The sequence below is a fragment of the Paraburkholderia sp. Clong3 genome, assembly GCF_050436485.1.
Classification (GTDB): Bacteria; Pseudomonadota; Gammaproteobacteria; order Burkholderiales; family Burkholderiaceae; genus Paraburkholderia; species Paraburkholderia tuberum.
Window position 1 is genome coordinate 582,714 of record NZ_JBNDMH010000003.1, and the last position, 15,545, is coordinate 598,258.

The 15,545-nt window shown below is 64.1% G+C and carries 14 protein-coding genes; 9 read left to right on the forward strand and 5 right to left on the reverse strand.

What is annotated here, in order from left to right; translation table 11 throughout:
* The first annotated feature begins 55 nt into the window (after nucleotides 1-55).
* The 9 genes from OKW30_RS26120 to OKW30_RS26160 all read left to right on the forward strand — a co-directional run bounded on the left by OKW30_RS26120 (nucleotide 56) and on the right by OKW30_RS26160 (nucleotide 11,698).
* Complete coding sequence (locus tag OKW30_RS26120; RefSeq protein WP_429348004.1) at nucleotides 56-1,807, forward strand: SulP family inorganic anion transporter; 1,752 nt, start codon at nucleotides 56-58, stop codon at nucleotides 1,805-1,807.
* Between the two features lie 16 nt (nucleotides 1,808-1,823).
* Nucleotides 1,824-2,219 (forward strand): RT0821/Lpp0805 family surface protein, encoded by a 396-nt coding sequence (locus OKW30_RS26125; protein ID WP_429292225.1) that lies wholly within the window; start codon nucleotides 1,824-1,826, stop codon nucleotides 2,217-2,219.
* 202 nt (nucleotides 2,220-2,421) lie between these two features.
* Nucleotides 2,422-4,167 (forward strand): aspartate-alanine antiporter, encoded by a 1,746-nt coding sequence (gene aspT / locus OKW30_RS26130; protein WP_429292226.1) that lies wholly within the window; start codon nucleotides 2,422-2,424, stop codon nucleotides 4,165-4,167.
* Between the two features lie 81 nt (nucleotides 4,168-4,248).
* The gene (locus tag OKW30_RS26135; protein WP_429348005.1) at nucleotides 4,249-5,901 is read left to right on the forward strand and encodes a bifunctional aspartate transaminase/aspartate 4-decarboxylase; all 1,653 of its coding nucleotides are present in this window, start codon (nucleotides 4,249-4,251) and stop codon (nucleotides 5,899-5,901) included.
* A gap of 82 nt (nucleotides 5,902-5,983) precedes the next feature.
* A complete protein-coding gene (locus tag OKW30_RS26140; protein WP_429348006.1) occupies nucleotides 5,984-7,363 on the forward strand; it encodes a glutamate decarboxylase in 1,380 nt (459 codons plus the stop codon).
* Nucleotides 7,364-7,485: 122 nt separating this feature from the next.
* Nucleotides 7,486-8,358 carry a VOC family protein gene (locus OKW30_RS26145; protein WP_429348007.1) on the forward strand — a complete coding sequence of 291 codons (873 nt, stop codon included), beginning with the start codon at nucleotides 7,486-7,488 and terminating at the stop codon, nucleotides 8,356-8,358.
* A gap of 311 nt (nucleotides 8,359-8,669) precedes the next feature.
* A complete protein-coding gene (locus tag OKW30_RS26150) occupies nucleotides 8,670-10,403 on the forward strand; it encodes a pyrroloquinoline quinone-dependent dehydrogenase (RefSeq protein ID WP_429348008.1) in 1,734 nt (577 codons plus the stop codon).
* On the forward strand, nucleotides 10,400-11,020 hold the full coding sequence (locus tag OKW30_RS26155; protein WP_429292231.1) for a c-type cytochrome: 621 nt from the start codon (nucleotides 10,400-10,402) through the stop codon (nucleotides 11,018-11,020). The genes OKW30_RS26150 and OKW30_RS26155 overlap by 4 nt, the downstream gene beginning before the upstream one ends.
* 15 nt (nucleotides 11,021-11,035) lie before the next feature.
* The gene (locus OKW30_RS26160; protein WP_429348009.1) at nucleotides 11,036-11,698 is read left to right on the forward strand and encodes an ankyrin repeat domain-containing protein; all 663 of its coding nucleotides are present in this window, start codon (nucleotides 11,036-11,038) and stop codon (nucleotides 11,696-11,698) included.
* 9 nt (nucleotides 11,699-11,707) lie between these two features.
* On the opposite strand, the gene gph is transcribed toward OKW30_RS26160, so the two are convergent.
* The 5 genes from gph to OKW30_RS26185 all read right to left on the reverse strand — a co-directional run bounded on the left by gph (nucleotide 11,708) and on the right by OKW30_RS26185 (nucleotide 15,380).
* Nucleotides 11,708-12,400: a phosphoglycolate phosphatase gene (gene gph, locus OKW30_RS26165; RefSeq protein ID WP_429348010.1), complete on the reverse strand. Its 693-nt coding sequence runs from the start codon at nucleotides 12,398-12,400 to the stop codon at nucleotides 11,708-11,710.
* Nucleotides 12,391-13,212 (reverse strand): HAD family hydrolase, encoded by an 822-nt coding sequence (locus tag OKW30_RS26170; RefSeq protein ID WP_429348011.1) that lies wholly within the window; start codon nucleotides 13,210-13,212, stop codon nucleotides 12,391-12,393. Before OKW30_RS26170 ends, gph begins: the two co-directional genes overlap by 10 nt.
* Nucleotides 13,213-13,358: 146 nt before the next feature.
* On the reverse strand, nucleotides 13,359-13,781 hold the full coding sequence (locus OKW30_RS26175) for an ExbD/TolR family protein (protein WP_018424565.1): 423 nt from the start codon (nucleotides 13,779-13,781) through the stop codon (nucleotides 13,359-13,361).
* Nucleotides 13,772-14,539 carry a MotA/TolQ/ExbB proton channel family protein gene (locus tag OKW30_RS26180; RefSeq protein ID WP_429348012.1) on the reverse strand — a complete coding sequence of 256 codons (768 nt, stop codon included), beginning with the start codon at nucleotides 14,537-14,539 and terminating at the stop codon, nucleotides 13,772-13,774. The genes OKW30_RS26175 and OKW30_RS26180 overlap by 10 nt, the downstream gene beginning before the upstream one ends.
* A 58-nt stretch (nucleotides 14,540-14,597) precedes the next feature.
* Nucleotides 14,598-15,380, reverse strand: coding sequence for a TonB family protein (locus OKW30_RS26185; protein ID WP_429348013.1), 783 nt, complete (start codon nucleotides 15,378-15,380; stop codon nucleotides 14,598-14,600).
* Nucleotides 15,381-15,545 lie beyond the last annotated feature (165 nt).

The following is a 15,545-nucleotide window of genomic DNA, read 5'->3' on the forward strand; positions in this document are numbered from 1 at the left end:
CCGTACAGCGCGCCCGTGCTTCCGTCAGGTCCGCTTCCGTACTCGAGGCGCTACGTTGAACCATCCACAGAGCGTCACCGGCCGCGCGTCTTCCACGCCACCCGCGCGCGGGTGGCGCTCCGCGTTTCCTCCCGCGCAGTGGCTGCGAAGCTATCAGCCTCGATGGCTCGCGAAGGACGCGGTCGCCGGCGTGACGCTCGCGGCTTATGGCATTCCGGTATCGCTCGCCTATGCGTCGCTCGCCGGCTTGCCGCCGCAATACGGCATCTACGGCTATCTGGTCGGCGGCCTCTGTTATGCGCTATTCGGCTCGTCGCGCCAGCTCGCGATCGGCCCGACCTCGGCGATCTCGATGCTCGTCGGCGTGACGCTCGTGCCGATGGCCGGGGGCGACCCGTCGCGCTGGGCTTCGATCGCGGCGCTCACGTCCGTGCTGATCGCGTGCATGTGCGTGATCGGCTGGCTGCTGCGCCTGAGTTCGCTCGTCAGCTTCATTAGCGAGACGATCCTGCTCGGCTTCAAGGCGGGCGCCGCGCTGACGATCGCGATGACCCAGCTGCCGAAGCTGTTCGGGGTGAAAGGCGGCGGCGAATTCTTCTTCGAACGGATCGCCGTGCTGTGGGGGCAGCTTCCGCTGTCCAACCTCGGCGTGCTCGGTTTCGGCCTCGTTTGCATCGCGTTGCTGCTGCTCGGCGAAAAGCTTTTGCCGGGGCGTCCGGTGGCGCTCGCCGTCGTCGCTGCCTCGATCGTCGTGTTGTCCGTCACGCCGCTGGCCAGCCGCGGCTTCACGCTCGTGGGCGCGCTGCCTCAAGGCTTGCCTGAATTCCGTCTGCCCGGGCTGCGGCTGCGCGATGTCGACGGCATCGTTCCGCTGGCGTTCGCGTGCCTGTTGCTGGCATACGTCGAGAGCGTTTCGGCCGCGCGCGCGCTCGCGCAGGCACATGGTTACGAGATCGACGCCCGCCAGGAATTGCTGGGTCTTGGCGCAGCCAATCTGGCCGCGGGATTATTCCAGGCCTTCCCGGTTGCGGGAGGGCTTTCGCAATCGTCGGTGAACGACAAGGCCGGCGCGAAAAGCGCGCTTGCGCTGGTATTCGCGTCGCTCGCGATCGGCTTCTGTCTGATGTTCCTCACCGGGCTGCTCGCGAATCTGCCCAACGTCGTGCTGGCGGCGATCGTGCTCGTGGCCGTGAAGGGCCTCGTCGACGTCGGCGAACTGCGTCATGTGTGGCGCGTGAGCCGCTTCGAATTCGCGATTTCGATGGTGGCGTTCGCGGCGGTGCTGTTGTTGGGCATCCTGAAGGGCGTCATCGTCGCGGTGCTCGTGTCGATGCTGCTGATCATCCACCGCGCCGCGCATCCGCATGTCGCGATGCTCGGGCGTATTCCCGGCACGCGCTATTTCTCGGATCTCGAACGTCATGCCGAGAACGAGACGATTGCGCATGTGCTGGCGGTGCGTGTCGAGGCGTCGTTGCTGTACTTCAACGTCGAGCACGTGCGCGAGACGATCTGGCGCATGATCCACGCCGCACCCGAACCGGTCCGGCTCGTGATTTGCGACCTGTCCGCATCGGCGGTCGTCGATCTGGCGGGCGCGCGCATGCTCGAAGCGATGCACGGCGCGCTGGAGGCCGCGGGCGCCGCGATGAAGGTCGTCGGCGCGCACGCGGACGTGCGCGACATGCTGCGCGCCGAGGGGCTCGAAGTTCGTGTCGGCCACATCGGCCGACGCGGCTCGGTGGCCGACGTCGTCGATGCATTCCAGCAAAACGGCGATTTCGCGGACGACGCGAATCGCGGATGAACTCGAGGAGAAACCCATGTCACGTCAATTTCGTCCTGGCGCGCGCGCGCTCACGCGGTGGCTCGCGGCGGCGCTGCTGGCCGCCCCCGTTTTGTGTCATGCATCGAACCTGAACTTTCTGAAGGACACGCCCGTTACGTACATGCGCGACGCTGACCGTAAAGCGCTCAACAATGCGGCGCAAAAGGCACTCGACACAAAAAAGGATGGCGAATCGCTCGAGTGGAGCAATGCGGGGACCGGCAATCCCGTTTCGATCACGGGCACGGTGACGCCGCGGGATACGACGAAGGAAGGCGATCGAACCTGCCGGACCGCGACGCTCGTCGCGGTCGCGAAAGGGCAGACCCAGAGCTGGACGCCGGTCGCCTGCAAAACCGGCAATGGGGTGTGGAAAGTTCTCAAGAAATAAGGACTCGCGCGTAATCAGTGCGTAAATTTCGTGAGACCAAGGTCGTATTGTTTTGCCTCGCCGGAAGAACCATTGTATTCACGGGAAGAGACCGATTCCGGAGGTGGGCTGACCTCTGGAGAAAACCGGGCGGCCGCTATCCATTTACCACACACCCGCTTTCACGTCGGTGTCAACGGGCGAACCGCAGACGAGGACGACGATGGAATGGCTCGTTACTACGTTACGACAATATCCCGAGATCGCGATATTCCTGTCTCTCGGCATCGGTTATTGGATCGGCGGAAAAAGCTACAAGGGTTTCAGTCTCGGTGCAGTCACGGCGACGCTGCTAGTGGCCATCGCAATCGGACAGCTGCGCATCACGGTGTCGCCGAACGTCAAATCGGTGTTCTTTCTGATCTTCCTGTTCGCGGTCGGTTATGGCGTCGGACCACAGTTCGTGCGCGGCCTCGCGAAAGACGGCTTGCCGCAGGCGCTGTTCGCCGTCGTGCAGGCCGTGTTGTCCCTGGGCGCGGCGATCATCGCGGCGAAGATTGCGGGCTACGACCTCGGTTCCGCGGCTGGGCTCTTTGCCGGTTCACAGACGATCTCGGCATCGATGGGGCTCGCGTCGGACGCGATCAACCGGCTGTCGCTACCACCAGACGAGACTAAAACGCTACTGAATGCGATGCCGACCGCGTACGCGGTCACCTACATATTCGGCACGGTCGGCTCCGCGGTGATCCTCGCGACCCTCGGACCGAGGCTGCTGCGCATCGACCTCGTCGCCGCCTGCAAGGAATACGAGGCGACGATGGGCGGAACGAAGGAATTGGGCGGCGAGGGTCAGGCGTGGCACCGTTACGAGTTGCGCGCCTATCGGGTCCTCGCGGACAGCCCGGCTTGTGGCCAGACGGTGAGTCAGGTCGAAGCGTTGCAACCGCAAAACACGCGCCTCTTTATCGAGCGCATCAGACGCGGCGGCAAGGTCGAAGACGCGACGCTCGACATGGTGCTGCAGTCCGACGATGTCGTTGCGATAGCCGGCCCGCGTGACCAACTCGTCTCGGTGCTCGGAGCCGGCAATGGGACCGGCGTTGACGGCGGCGATCACACGGTCGCGGTGCGCCGCGCGCGCGCGCTCGAAGTGGACGATCCCGAACTGCTCGCCGTACCCGCCGAAGGCGTGGACGTCTACGTGACGAGCAAGGTGGTCGACGGCAAGACTTTGCAGGAACTCGCGGGCATGCCGCTCGCGCGCGGCGTGTTTCTGCGCAGGATCAAGCGCGGGCCCACCGAAACGCCGATTCCGATTCTGCCGAGCACGAAGCTGCATCGCGGCGACACCATCACGATCGTCGGACGCACGCAAGACACGAGCGCCGCCGCCAAAGTGCTCGGCGTGATCGACCGCGCGACCAACGTGACGGACGTCGCGTTCGTGACGCTCGCGATTACCGTTGGCGCGCTGGTGGGCGCGATCGTGATCAAGGCGGCGGGCATTCCGATCACGCTGTCGACGGCCGGCGGCGTACTGATCGCCGGTCTCGTGTTCGGCTGGCTGCGCGCCATTCATCCGACTTTCGGCCGGATTCCCGAGCCGACCGTGTGGTTCATGAACTCAGTGGGCCTGAACGTGTTCATTGCCGTGATCGGGCTGACGGCGGGACCCGGATTCGTCTCCGGCTTGCAGAACCTCGGCGTCGGCCTGTTTCTGTGGGGCATCTTCGCCACCACGCTGCCGCTGATACTCGGCATGTTTATCGCACGCTTCATCTTTCACTTTCATCCGGCCATCCTGCTCGGCGTATGCGCGGGCTCGAGAACGACGACCGCGGCGCTCGGCATGATCTGCGATGCCGCGCAAAGCCAGATCCCGGGGCTCGGCTACACCGTGACCTATGCGGTGGGCAATACGCTGCTGACGATCTGGGGCATGGTCGTCGTAATGATGCTGGCTTGACCAGGGGCATCGCTGCCGGCGATGCCGTATCGTCGCACTGCGCGCGGAACACGATGCGCAAGACATGGTTCAGGAGGAGACATGAGCAAGCGGGACAAGCAGGACGCCGACAAGGCGAAGCTGGCGGCACTCAGTCCGTTCGAACTGAAAGACGAGTTGATCAAGGCGGCGGGCGGCGGTGCGGTCGAGCGGCCCGCGAACCTTGCGATGCTCAACGCCGGACGCGGCAATCCCAACTTCGTCGCGACGATCCCACGCCACGGGTTCTGGCAACTGGGCCTCTTTGCGATGCGTGAATCCGAGCGCTCGTTTGCCTATATGCCCGAAGGCGTCGGTGGCTTTCCGAAGCGTGACGGGCTCGTCGAGCGGCTCGACCTGTTCCTGCGCGAGAACAAGGGCGTGCCGGGCATCGCCTTTCTAGCGAGCGCCGTCTCGTACGTGCGCGATCAGCTCGGGCTGTCGGCCAGCGACTTTCTGTACGAGATGTGCGAAGGCATTCTCGCATCGAACTATCCGGTGCCCGACCGGATGCTGAAGCTGTCGGAAATCATCGTCGGGCAGTATTTGCGCCGGGAGATGGTCGGCAAGCATCCGTTCATCGGCGAGTTCGATATTTTCGCGGTCGAAGGCGGCACCGCCGCGATGACCTACATCTTCAACACGATGCGCCAGAACCACCTGATCAAGGCGGGCGATACGATCGCGCTCGGCATGCCGATCTTCACCCCCTACATCGAGATCCCGGCGCTGAACGACTACCAGCTCAAAGTCGTCGACGTGAATGCCGATGTCGAAAACAACTGGCAGTACTCGAAAAAGGAACTCGACAAGCTGCGCGACCCCGCCGTGAAGGCGTTCTTCCTCGTCAATCCGAGCAATCCGCCTTCGGTGCGGATCAGCGACGAGAGCCTTGAGTATGTCGCCGAAATCGTGAAGGAACGGCCCGATCTGATCCTGCTCACCGACGACGTGTATGGCACGTTCGCCGACGGTTTCGTGTCGCTATTCGCGCTGGCGCCGAAGAACACGATTCTCGTGTATTCGTATTCGAAGTACTTCGGCGCGACCGGCTGGCGTCTCGGCACGATCGCCACGCACCGCGACAATATCTTCGATCGGCTGATCGCCGAGTTGCCGAAGGACGTGAAGAAGGAACTGCATCACCGTTACGAGTCGATCACGACGGAGCCCGACAAGCTCAAGTTCATCGATCGGCTCGTGGCCGATAGCCGCACCGTGGCGCTCAATCACACCGCGGGGCTCTCGACGCCGCAGCAGGTGCAGATGGTGCTGTTCTCGCTGTTCTCGCTGATGGATACGCCGGACGCGTACAAGAATGCGCTGAAGCGTCTGATTCGCAGCCGTAAGCGCGCTCTGTACGACGGGATGGGCGTTACGTTCGACGACATCGACATCAACCAGGTCGACTACTACACGATTCTGGACATGGAATATCTTGGCGAGCGCGCATACGGACGCGATTTCGTCGAGTGGCTGCTGAAGAATACGGAGCCGTCCGAGCTGCTGTTCAGACTCGCGCGGGAGGCGCGCGTGGTCTTGCTGCCGGGACGCGGATTCGGCACGCAGCATCCGTCCGGCCGCGTATCGCTCGCGAATCTGAACGAGTCGGACTACCGCGCGATCGGCCAGGCGATCCGTGCACTGCTCGGCGATTACGTCGAACGCTACAACGCGGCGACCGGCAGCACCCTCGACAAGAACAAGGTCCTGTAGATCTCGAACCGGAGCCAGCCGGGCGTTTCACGCGAGCCGCTGCGGCGTTCGCATGAAACGCCCGCGAACTGAGGAGCAAAAGATGACCACGTCAATCGAAAAGATTACGCCGTATGACGAGTTCAACTACGCAATTGCAGAAAACGAATTCCCCAAGGACGGAATGTCCGCGCGCGCGGCGGCCGCCATCGCGATCAGCTCGGAATGGACCGACGCCAATCCGATGCTGAACATGTCGTCGTTCGTCACGACGTGGGCCGAACCCGAAGCGGCGGAGACCGCGAAGCGCAACATCTTCAAGAACTATATCGACCATGACATGTACCCGCAGGTGTTCGCGATGGAAGCGCGCATGGTCAAATGGCTGCATCAGCTATGGAACGGACCGCAAGGCGTCGAGCCGTATGGCACCGCGACGGTGGGTTCCTCGGAGGCCTGCATGCTGGCCGGTCTCGCGCACAAATGGAACTGGCGCAAGAACCGCGAAGCGCAAGGCAAGGACGGCAGCAAACCGAACATGGTGACAGGCGGCAACGTGCAGATCGTATGGAAGAAATTCCTTCGCTATTTCGATGTCGAGCCGCGCATCGTGCCGTTGACGCCGGGCAACTACAGGCTAACTGCCGAACATCTCGACAAGTACGTGGATGAAAACACGATTGCCGTCGTGGCAATCGCGGGGCAAACCTTCACCGGCGAGGACGACGATATCCAGGGCATTCACGACTGGCTCGACGATTACGAGAAGCGCACCGGCATTTCGATTCCGATGCATATCGACGGCGCATCGGGAGGATTCGTCAATCCGTTCCTTTATCCCGACTACAAATGGGATTTCCGGCTGCCGCGCGTGCAGTCCATCAACGCATCGGGGCACAAATACGGGCTCGTGCCGCCAGGCCTCGGCTGGGTCGTGTTTCGCGAACGCAAAGTGTTCAATGAAGAGCTGGTTTTCTACGTGAACTATCTGGGCGGCGAAATGCCGACCGCGACATTGAACTTCAGCCGTAACGCGTTTCAGGTCGCCGTGCAGTACTACATGTTCCTCAGGCACGGTTTCGAAGGCTATCGAAGGATCATGCAGCACACGCTCGATAACGCGATCGCGTTGCGGGGCGTTCTGGTCGAAAGCGGATACTTCACGATGATGAACGAAACGCAGCGGATTCCGGTCGTGGCCGTGACGCTCGACAGCAAGATCAAAAATTTCAACGAGTTCGACGTTTCGAACAAGGTGCGCGAAAAAGGCTGGGTGCTCTCGGCCTATTCGATGCCGCCCGACGCGGAATCGGTCAACAGCCTGCGGGTCGTGGTGAGGCCGCACGTCAACCGGACCGTGGCGGAACTGCTTGCCAACGACATCGTCAGCGCGTGCAAATACCTCGAACAACATGGCGGCAACGCAAAGCCGCCCGAGTTGCACAGGCACGCGGCGGGGCAGGAGACGCCGAGCAAGTGCTGAGCGTGACAGACGGAACGTGCGGGGCTATTGCGAAGGCTCATGCGGTGTTCCGTCCGCGGAATGCCTGCCTTGTTGATGCATAATTGGCCCAGCGTTTCGCGGCTCATGCACAAGGCAAATACATGGAACACTCTTACGCTAGCGAAGATACCGGCAACCTGGTCCTGCTCGAACACGTCAACCTGAAAATCCCCAACCAGATTCTCGCCACCGCCTTCTACGTCACGGGACTCGGGCTCACACGCGATCCGTTCATGATGACCGGTGTCGAGAACATGTGGATCAACATCGGCCGATCGCAGATTCACTTGCCGCACGGAGCAGCACAGCGACTGCGGGGCAGTGTCGGTCTCATGGTAGGCGAGCGTGAAGCGCTCGTGAGGCGTTTGCGCTCGGTCGAGCCGCTGCTCGCCGGCACCGCGTTCGGCTGGTCGGAGCGCGCAGGCAGTGTCGAAGTGACCTGTCCATGGGGCAACCGCTACGAGTGTCTCGATCCCACCGGTCGATTCACTTCGGACCCCTGGTCGGAAATCGATCTGGGCATTGCGTTCGTGAAGATGGATGTGCCGCTCGGCAGCGCGTTGCCTATCGCGCGCTTTTACCGCGATATTTTCGATGCGACGGTCGACATCGAAGAGCAGCATGGATTGCATCGCGCGGTGATCGACGTCGGCACGCATCAGCAACTGCTGTACGCGGAAACACCCGAGCCCATTCCTGAATACGACGGACACCACATTGCGATTTACACCGCTGCTTTCTCGGCGCCGTTCAGGCGGCTCGCTGAAAAAGGGCTTGTCTATGGAGAAGAGCCGCATCAATACCGGTTTGCCGACTTCGTCGATCAGTCGTCGGGCGCGCGTTGCTTCAGGCTCGAGCACGAAGTGCGGAGCCTGCATCATCCGCTGTACGCGCGAGCGCTGGTGAACCGGAACCCGGAACAGAGCAACCGGAGCTATCTGAAGGGTGCCGATTCGCGCGGCGGCCGGTTCTGATTGGAGAAATGCGCGACCGGGGGAGTGCAGCGCCAGCCTACGGGCGTTCCACTCCTTAACGATTTAATCTAGAAAATCCACAACACATCGCCTACCCTTAATCGAGCCGGTTTGCCGCGGACCCGTGCATCACTTCTCCCCTCTCTGCGAAGCCGACCCATCCTGACAAAGCTAACAACGATTCGAAGTCGTACGCTTTTGTTGTCTGCGAGGGTTGCGCCATCGTGCTCTTTCACGCTGTCGTCCGCGTGGATCCATGTCGCACTCCTGCGCTGCAATTCATAGGAACAATAAAAAGCTAGGAGACGCTCATGCCATTCAACCGTATTCAGGGAATTGTCGGCCTGCCACTGCTCGCCATCGCGTTCGGCGTGCCCGCGGCTCATGCCGCCGACGAAGTACAGAACAGCTCGACCACCACCGCCGCGCCGGTGCCATCGACGCTTCAGCCCGTGACCCAGGATCAGCTCGATCGCGCCGGCAGCATGACGTCGGTCTGGCTCCATCCGAACGGCTCGTACGCGCAGACGCGCTATTACCCCGGCTCGCAGATCAACCGGACGAACGTCGCGAAGCTCAGACCGGCGTTCATCTTCCAGACGGCCGTCAACGAGTCGATGGAAACGGCGCCGATCGTGAAGGACGGCGTGATGTTCCTGACCACGTCGTTCGATCACGTATACGCGATCGATGCGACGACGGGCAAAGAGTTCTGGCATTACAAGCACAAGATGGGTCCGGTCACGACGTTCTGTTGCGGGCCGAACAATCGTGGCGTCGCGATTTCGGGTGACCGGCTCTATATGGGCACGCTCGACTCCAAGCTCGTCGCGCTCGACGCCAAAACCGGCAACGTGCTGTGGCAAAGCCAGATCGCCAGTCCCGACGAGGGCTACTCGGAAACGATGGCGCCGACGGTCGTCGACGGCAAGGTGCTGATCGGCACGAACGGCGGCGAGTACGGCATTCGCGGCTTCGTGAAGGCGTACGACGCGAATTCCGGCCAGTTGCTGTGGACCTTCTACACGATTCCGGAAACCGGCCAGGAAGGCGTGTGGGCCACCAAAGACGCCACCGGCCGCGACGAGAAGCGCGACATCGACGCGGAGAAGAAGCAGTTGGCCGACAAGGGCGGCGACTTCTACAAGACGCTCGGCGGCGGTGTGTGGATGACGCCGGCGGTCGACCGGAAAACGCACACGGTGTACTTCGTGGTCGGCAACCCGTCGCCGGACCTGTATGGCGCGATCCGGCCGGGAGACAACCTCTATACGGATTCGCTCGTCGCGATCGATCTCGACACCGGCAAGTACAAATGGCACTACCAGTACGTGCCGCACGACGTCTGGGACCTCGACGCGGTGAGCCCGCCGATCCTGATCGACGTGCGCGACAACGACGGCAAGATGATCCCCGGCATCGTGCATGCGGGCAAGACCGGTCACGTGTACGTGCATGATCGTGCGACCGGCCGGCTGATCCGCTTCTCGCAGGCGATGATTCCGCAGGAAAACATGTGGACCCTGCCGACTGCAGCCGGCGCGCGCATGCTGCCGGGCGCGAACGGCGGCGTCGAGTGGTCGCCGATCGCGTTCGATCCGCAAACGCGCCTCGTCTACGCGGCCAACCTGAATCAGCCGATGACGTACCAGGTCGAGGACGCCGCCTATCCGGGCGGCAGCAAGCTGTGGCTCGGCGGCGCCTTCAAGCTGATTCCGTCCGAGGCGCAATGGGGCAAGCTGTCGGCCGTCAACGTCGACACCGGCAAGATCGCGTGGGACTACAAGACCGACCAGCCGCTGATCGGCGGCGTACTTGCAACGGCGGGCGGTCTCGTGTTCAACGGCGAGGGCAACGGCCTGTTCCGCGCGTTCGATGCCGCCAGCGGCAAGAAGCTGTGGGAGTTCCAGTGCGGCGCGGGCGTCAACGCGCCGGCCGTGTCGTACACGGTCAACGGCAAGCAGTACATCGCGGTCGCGGCGGGCGGCAATACGCAGATCGACTTCAAGCGCGGCAATAGCGTTGTCGTGTTCGCGGTGCCATGAGGCGGCCGGCGCTGCGGGGAGCGGCGGCGGTGGCGCGCGCTGCATGGGTGGCGCTGTTGTGCGGCGGGTTGATGGCCGCACGGCTGCCGACGGGCGCGCGCGCCGATGCCGAGGCGGGCAAGGCGAAAGCGCAGGTGTGCGCGGCCTGTCATGGGCCGATGGGCAATTCGACCAATCCGGACATTCCGATTCTGGCCGGGCAAAATGCGCGCTATCTGTATCTGGAACTGAAGGACTTCAAGCAGGGACGGCGCAGCCATCCGCCCATGTCGCCGATGGCGTCGGATTTATCGAGCGAGGACATGCAGGACATCGCCGACTACTTCGCCGCGCAGAAGCTCGTGCCAGTGCGGTTCAACGCCGATGGCGCGAGCATCGAAGCGGGCAGCAGGAAGGCCGCCGAGGTGCTGTGCACGATGTGCCATCAGGGCGGCTTCTCCGGGCAGAACGAGATTCCGCGCGTCGCCGGTCAGCAGTATCAGTACATCGTCAAGCAGTTGCAGGACTTTCGCTCGCACACGCGCACCAACGATGCGGGCAACATGGCCAGCGTGACGCGCAATCTGACCGACGAAGACATCCATCATCTGGCCGCTTATATCAACAATCTGCAGTAGCACGGGGAAGACACCATGACAGATATGTTCATTCGGCCGCTTGCGAGCGCTGTTCTGTTCGCTGCCGCATTCGGTGCCTGCGTGCCGGTGTTCGCGCAGGACCAGGGGGAAATCAACCGCCAATTGCTGGTAGCCGCGAAGGACGACGATCAGCAGTCGGTCGTCGCTGCGCTGCAGCGCGGCGCGTCGGTCGATGCGATGAACCGGATCGGCGACACCGCGCTCGTCACCGCGTGCAAGAAGGGCGATACGGCGATGGCGCGCACGCTGATCGAGCGCGGCGCGAACGTGCAGCATGCGAACGCGCCGGGCGATACACCGCTGATGGCCGCCGCCTATGGCGGCTTCGACGAGATCGTCGCGCTGCTGCTCGCGCATGGCGCCGAGCCGCTCGCGACCGATCGCGTCGGCAAGACCGCGATGGAATACGCAGCGGGCCAGGGGCAAACGAAGGTCGTCGGTCAGTTGCTCGATGCGGGCGTCGACGTGAACCGGACCTACAAGAACGATCTGACCGCGCTGATGTGGGCGGCGGGATACGATCGCGCGGAGACCGCCCAGTTGTTGCTCGCGCGCGGCGCGAACCGGTCGTTGAAGGACAATCGCGGGATGACGGCGAAAGATATCGCGGTGCAGACGATGTCGGAGCGCGTCGCGGGGTTGTTGTCGGCGGGTTAACGGCTCGAATCACGCCCGCAATGCCGGCCGCGCTTGCGCCAGAATCGCCGGCAATGCCTCGAACGAATCGATCAGCGCGTCGCAGCGCGGCAGGTCGGCGCCGCTCGCGCTGCCATAGCCGTAGCTGACGATGAAGACCGGCAGAGCGGCCGCACGCGCCGCCGCGACATCGACCGATGAATCGCCGACCAGCACGCAACGTTCGGGCTCGACGTCGAGCAGCCGGCACGCGTGCCAAAGCGGCTCGGGCGACGGCTTCATGCTCGCCACGGTGTCGCCCCCGACCAGCACGTCCAGAAAAGCGGCAAGCCCAGTTTTGTCGAGCAGCGCCGCCGCCAGCGCCTGCGGCTTGTTGGTCACGCACGCGCAGCGGTACCCGTGCTGCTGCAACGCGCGCAGCCCGGCCATCACGCCAGGAAAAATCCGACCCAGCGCCGCGTTGGTCACCGCGTAGTGCCGCTCGAACACGGCCTGCGCGTGGTCCAGTTCGACGCGCTTGCCGAGGCCCGCCGCATCCAGCGAGCGTTGCACGAGCTTGCGCAGGCCGTTGCCGATGAAGCCGGCCACCCTGTCGTATGGCAGCGGCGTGGCGCCGAAATCCGTCAGCATCAGGCCGGCAGCCGCGACGATGTCCGGCGCGGTATCGACCATCGTACCGTCGAGATCGATCAGGACAGCGTGGTAGTCGCGGTTCATTGCCATGACGCGCTCGCGTTCGCCTGGTCCGCGTTCAGTGCGCCGTGCGCGGCCGAATCGGGACGACGCGTGGCGTCTTGATGCCAGCGGCGCAGTGTCGCCAGATCCACCCAGCGATGCCATTCGCCGCGCACCATCGGAACGATCGGCGCGTGCGGATCGCCGAGATGAGGCAGCACGGCCAGCGCGCCATCGAAGTCCTCGTGCGCGGTAAAAGCGCTCGGCGTGACGACGACGGGCACGCACGCGGCGCGCGCTGCCAGCATGCCGTTGCGCGAGTCCTCGAAGGCGAGACAGGCCGCGGGCTGCAAGCGGAGCTGTTCGAGCACGTGGCGATAGACGTCGGGGGCGGGCTTTTTCGCCGGCGTGGTGCCGGCGTCGCCGATTGCCGCGAAGCGATGGCGCCAACTGGCGCCGAAATGCGCTTGCAGCAGCGCGTCAAGGTTGGCGGGAGTCGTGGTCGTCGCGATCGCCACGCGTAGACCGGCCTCGTTCGCCTCGTCGATCAGACGCGCGATGCCGGGTCGTAGCGGCACGCCGCGCTCGCGCATGCGCTCGGTGTAGTGGCGCGTTTTCAGCGCGTGCAGCGCGTCGACGGCCTCTCGCGCTCGCGGGCCCCCGGCTTCCTCGCACTCGAGCGTGCGCCAGTAATGCAGCAGACGCTCCTTGCCGCCCGCCACTTTCAGCAAGCTGGAATAGAGCGCTTCGTCCCAGAACCAGTCGAGGCCCGCTTCCGCGAACGCGGCGTTGAATGCGTGCAGATGAGCAGTCTCGGTGTCGGCGAGCGTGCCGTCGACGTCGAAGATGAGGGCTTGCATCGTGCGGTCCTCGCGAGGGTGGGGTGCCGTTCAGACACGCACCACGATAGCCGAGCCGTCCGCCGATTCAAATTCAGAGATTCTTTCGCCGCCGATAAGCGGGACTTTGTGTGCCGGCACGCACCGAACACGCACGCCGCGCCGCGTCATTTGCCCAACTGCGGGTCGGTCACGAAGCCCAGCTTCGTCAGCCCGCCACGCTGCGCCGCCGACATCACGATCGCCACCCGCTCGTACGGCACCTTGCGATCGGCGCGCAAATGCAGCTCCGGCTGCGGCGTCGCGAGGGCGGCTTGCGCGATGCGCGCGCGCAAGGCGTCGTCGGTCACGGGCTGACCGTCCCACAGCACCGTACCGTCCGCCTGCACCGCGACGTCCACGTGCGCGGGCTTGAGCGCTTCCGGCTGACTGCTCGCGTGCGGCAGATCGATCCTGACCGCGTGTTGCAGCGCCGGAATGGTGACGAGAAAAATGATCAGCAGTACCAGCATCACGTCGACGAGCGGCGTCATGTTGATCTCGTTCATCAAACCTTGATCGTCGTCGTCGGAGAAAGGGCTCATTGCCATTCGAGGTCTCCGTCGCGCGTTGCGTTCGTCGCGTTGGTGCCGCGCGGCACCACGCGCATCTGCGGCCCGGCGCTCGACGGCAACTGCGAGCCGGTCACGAAGTACGCGTGCAAGCCGTGCGCGAAGCGCTTCAGGCGCGCGACGATCGAGCGGTTCGCGCGCGTCAGACCGTTGTAGCCGAGCACGGCGGGAATCGCGACGAAGAGCCCGAACGCCGTCATGATCAGCGACTCGCCGACCGGGCCGGCGACATGGTCGATCGAGGTCTGACCGGTCTCGCCGATCACGATCAGCGCATGGTAGATGCCCCACACGGTGCCGAACAGCCCGACGAAAGGCGCGGTGCTGCCGATCGACGCGAGAATCGCGAGGCCGCTTTGCAGGCGCGCGACCGTCTCGTCCATCGTGTCCTGCAGACGCCGGGTGATCCAGTCGGACACGTCGATGCGGTCGTGCAGATGCTGCTGCGTCTGCCGATGGTGCGTCGCGGCTTCATGGCCCGCCAGCGCGAGCGCGAGCAGCGGGTTGTCGTGCGCGCCCGATTCCGGATGGCCGAGGCTGCGCAGCCCGTCGTCGAAGCGGTCCGCGCTCCAGAAGCGCGCGTCGCTCCGGGTTGCGCGCCTGAGGCGGATCAGTTGCCACAGCTTCACGATGATCACCGTCCACGACAGCACCGACATGATCACGAGCACGCTCAGAATGCCGCGCGTGACGATATCACCTGAATCCCAGACGTTTGCGAGTCCGTAGTGTTGCATGGCGAGTTCCTTCGTTTGGTGTCCCTGGTCTGATTGGCGGTGCGCTCAACCTGTCGCGTCACTCGGTCAGTCCGAATACGAACGACTGCGAGTACGCGGCGCGCACCGGCGTGCCGTTTTCGGTGTACGGCTGGCAGGCGCCCGCATGGACGGCGGCGAGCGCCGCGTCGTCGAGCCGCGCGGAGCCGCTGCTGGTTTGCAGCTGCGCCGTTTCGATATGCCCGCTCAGCCCGACGACGAAACGCACGATCGCCGTGCCATGCTCGCCGCGCCGCTTCGCGATGTCGGGATAGTCGGGCTTCGGAATCGAGCAGTCGACGTGCGACACGTTGCGCGGCTCGGTCGACGCAGGCACCGCCGGACGGACGGCGGAAGCCGATGCCGCCGACGGCACGGCGGCTGTTGGCACGGCGGCCTGCGGTGCCGCCGATGGCGCCGCGGCTTGCGTGACGGGCTGCGCGGTGCTTTCGCGTGTCGGAGACGGTGTCGGCACAGGCTTTTCCACACTGCGTGGCACCTGCGCGCGAGGCTGCGGCGCCGGTTTGACGCGCACGGCGGGGTGCGTGACCGGCGGCGTTGGCGCCGTCGGAACGACAGCGGCGGGTGGGGGCGGCGCGGGAGGTGAAACAACCGGAGCGGGAGGCTCGGGGCTCAGCAGCGACGCGGTGATCGTGCGCGGCTCGACCGGACGTTCGACGATCCGGTTACGCGCGCTCAACGCGATGGCGAGCAGCACCAGATGCGCGACGATCACGGCGCCCAGCACGATGGCCGCGCGACGGTAACCGGCCGCGGCATTCGTAGGACTTGCTGGGTTCACCATGGCAACTTGCAGCATCATCGCCACCTCCGCGTTCATTGTCCCCCGCCGACCCCGCTTTTCAAACCAGCGACGGCCGGCGCGAAGCAATTCGGGAAAATCTCCCGCCGATCCGCGTTGTCAAACAATCGCCCGGTGGGCTACCTTGAAACGATGACGCGAACCATCGCGGCGCCGCCATATCAA

Coding starts and splice junctions, on each gene's coding strand:
- OKW30_RS26125 (WP_429292225.1), top strand. CDS start 1,824: ATGTCACGTCAATTTCGTCCTGGCGCGCGCGCGCTCACGCGGTGGCTC.
- aspT (WP_429292226.1), top strand. CDS start 2,422: ATGGAATGGCTCGTTACTACGTTACGACAATATCCCGAGATCGCGATA.
- OKW30_RS26135 (WP_429348005.1), top strand. CDS start 4,249: ATGAGCAAGCGGGACAAGCAGGACGCCGACAAGGCGAAGCTGGCGGCA.
- OKW30_RS26140 (WP_429348006.1), top strand. CDS start 5,984: ATGACCACGTCAATCGAAAAGATTACGCCGTATGACGAGTTCAACTAC.
- OKW30_RS26145 (WP_429348007.1), top strand. CDS start 7,486: ATGGAACACTCTTACGCTAGCGAAGATACCGGCAACCTGGTCCTGCTC.
- OKW30_RS26150 (WP_429348008.1), top strand. CDS start 8,670: ATGCCATTCAACCGTATTCAGGGAATTGTCGGCCTGCCACTGCTCGCC.
- OKW30_RS26155 (WP_429292231.1), top strand. CDS start 10,400: ATGAGGCGGCCGGCGCTGCGGGGAGCGGCGGCGGTGGCGCGCGCTGCA.
- OKW30_RS26160 (WP_429348009.1), top strand. CDS start 11,036: ATGACAGATATGTTCATTCGGCCGCTTGCGAGCGCTGTTCTGTTCGCT.
- gph (WP_429348010.1), bottom strand. CDS start 12,400: ATGGCAATGAACCGCGACTACCACGCTGTCCTGATCGATCTCGACGGT.
- OKW30_RS26170 (WP_429348011.1), bottom strand. CDS start 13,212: ATGCAAGCCCTCATCTTCGACGTCGACGGCACGCTCGCCGACACCGAG.
- OKW30_RS26175 (WP_018424565.1), bottom strand. CDS start 13,781: ATGGCAATGAGCCCTTTCTCCGACGACGACGATCAAGGTTTGATGAAC.
- OKW30_RS26180 (WP_429348012.1), bottom strand. CDS start 14,539: ATGCAACACTACGGACTCGCAAACGTCTGGGATTCAGGTGATATCGTC.
- OKW30_RS26185 (WP_429348013.1), bottom strand. CDS start 15,380: ATGATGCTGCAAGTTGCCATGGTGAACCCAGCAAGTCCTACGAATGCC.